Raw genomic sequence first — 1943 nt, 5'->3', positions numbered from 1 at the left:
GATGTGTATAAGAGACAGGGATAGAGGACCGCCACCAGACTAGATCGGTCGGTCCCACCGCGAGGTGAGAGGTGCCGGGTGGGGTCCCCCTAGACACCGTTATAGGTCCCTGTGGTGGGTGGTGGGGTCGGTTCGATTTTCGGCGACCCTTGCGCCGTCCTGCGATTAGGGAGCGGAGGGGCGAGTGATTGTGGTGGGAGAATCGCAAGACGGCGGTAAGTTGTGGCGGTTCAGACAGGGGTATCCTTACGCCGTCCTGCGATTGTACGGATAGGGCCGGGATTCGACAGGGGGAAGAATCGCAAGACGGCGGTAAGTTGTGATGGGTGATACTCCGGGGCGATCGGCGACCCCTGCGCTGTCATGCGGTTTCGGGTTCTGTCTGGCTATGGTTAGAACTGCTAATAACAATATGTGGGCGTGTTGGTAGTATCGGGATAGGTAGATGTTCTGCCGGGGTGAAAGGTCAGTATTCTTTAAGGGGCTAGTCGTTCTCGTCGCAGTCAAAGCTACGCAACGTGAGTGAATGCCCGGAGAAGGCCCGGGCGACGGACGATTCCACCGGACGCGATTTGTGGCAGAATCGCCCGGTGGAAACCTCTTGGCCGGAGGGTTCGTCCTCGCTCTGTCCTCTCTCAGCCGAGTCAGTAAGTGTTTCGACGGTTCACGGAAACGCTCGGTCTGGACGACTAAGCGCCGATCCACCGCAAGGATCGGGCGATCTTGATTTGCCCGAGAGCCGGCGTACCCGGCTCGAGGGCCGCCCGATCCGCACGCCCCCGACCGGCGGGAGGGGGCTATCTTGTGCGGTGGCGGTGCGGCGGCGGTGCGGTCTTTACTCGACGCTAGTTAGAACAACTCAAGAGCCGCTATGCTTCGCCAATTCAGGCGTTCCACCGTGCGGTGCGGTAGAAGACGTGCCGGTGGCTATGGTGCGGTGCGGTGCCACCGGCTCGTCTTCGTCGCGGTCGTCGGATAGTGCCGCCCCAGCTGGGCCGGACGTGCTGTCGGGCCACTCGTGGAGCAGCTCGCGATCGCGTCGGTCGGGGTGGTCGGAGTGAGCGCGGATCCCGTCGACGGCGAGGTCGAGTTGGATGAGCAGTCACGGCTCGGTCGGGACTGGGATTGCGGGCCGGATCGGGAGCGGCCGGACTGCCGGAAGGACTTGGCGCACCTGAAGTACCAGACAGAATCGGGGGAACAGGCGTCGTACCGTTGCGGTTCGTGGGACTGCGAGTGTTGCGGCCACCGGCTGAGGATGGGACTGATCGAGGAGATAGAACGGATCACGGAGGAGCGCCCGGAGATGCGTCGGTTCCTGACGCTCACAGTGGACCGCAGAGCGCCCGCGTCGAAGGAGGAGAAGCACGAGTACATCACCGATCGGTGGAACGCGCTGAGGACGGAACTGAGGGACCGCTATCCAAACCTGTCGTATCTGTGGGTGCGGCACGAGGGAGACGAGCGGGACCGGCCGCACCTGCACCTGCTCGTGGATCGGTTCCTGCCGCAGCGGGAACTGTCGCAGTTGGCCGAGCGCGTCGGCCTCGGCCGGGTGGTGGACATCCGGCGGGTGGACGCACGGAACGCGGCGCACTACATCAGTGCGTACCTCGGTCGTGGCTCGCTGTCGTTCCTGCCGTCGGGGTCGCGGCGGTACGGATCTAGCGCCGACGTCGATCTCGATCCACGCGATCCGGGCGGCGACGATCGTGACGGCAGTGCGCTCGAGGAGGACTGGTCACTGATGGCGTGGGATCCGATCGTCGAGGACTGGGTGTCGGCTGCGTCGGGAGACTTCCGGCGCGACGAGGATAGAGGACCGCCACCAGACTAGATCGGTCGGTCCCACCGCGAGGTGAGAGGTGCCGGGTGGGGTCCCCCTAGACACCGTTATAGGTCCCTGTGGTGGGTGGTGGGGTCGGTTCGATTTTCGGCGACCC

General features: G+C 64.0%; 1 protein-coding gene. It reads left to right on the top strand.

The annotated features are described in order from the left end of the window. The first annotated feature begins 1018 nt into the window (after nt 1-1018). Entirely contained in the window at nt 1019-1837 is an 819-nt protein-coding gene (locus C458_RS03705) for a hypothetical protein (protein ID WP_004045523.1), read from the top strand. Nucleotides 1838-1943: the final 106 nt, after the last annotated feature.

The organism is Haloferax sp. ATCC BAA-644 (assembly GCF_000336975.1).
Classification (GTDB): domain Archaea; phylum Halobacteriota; class Halobacteria; order Halobacteriales; family Haloferacaceae; genus Haloferax; species Haloferax volcanii.
Note: the sequence above shows the minus strand (reverse complement) of the source record. Positions and strands in the feature narration are given on the sequence as shown.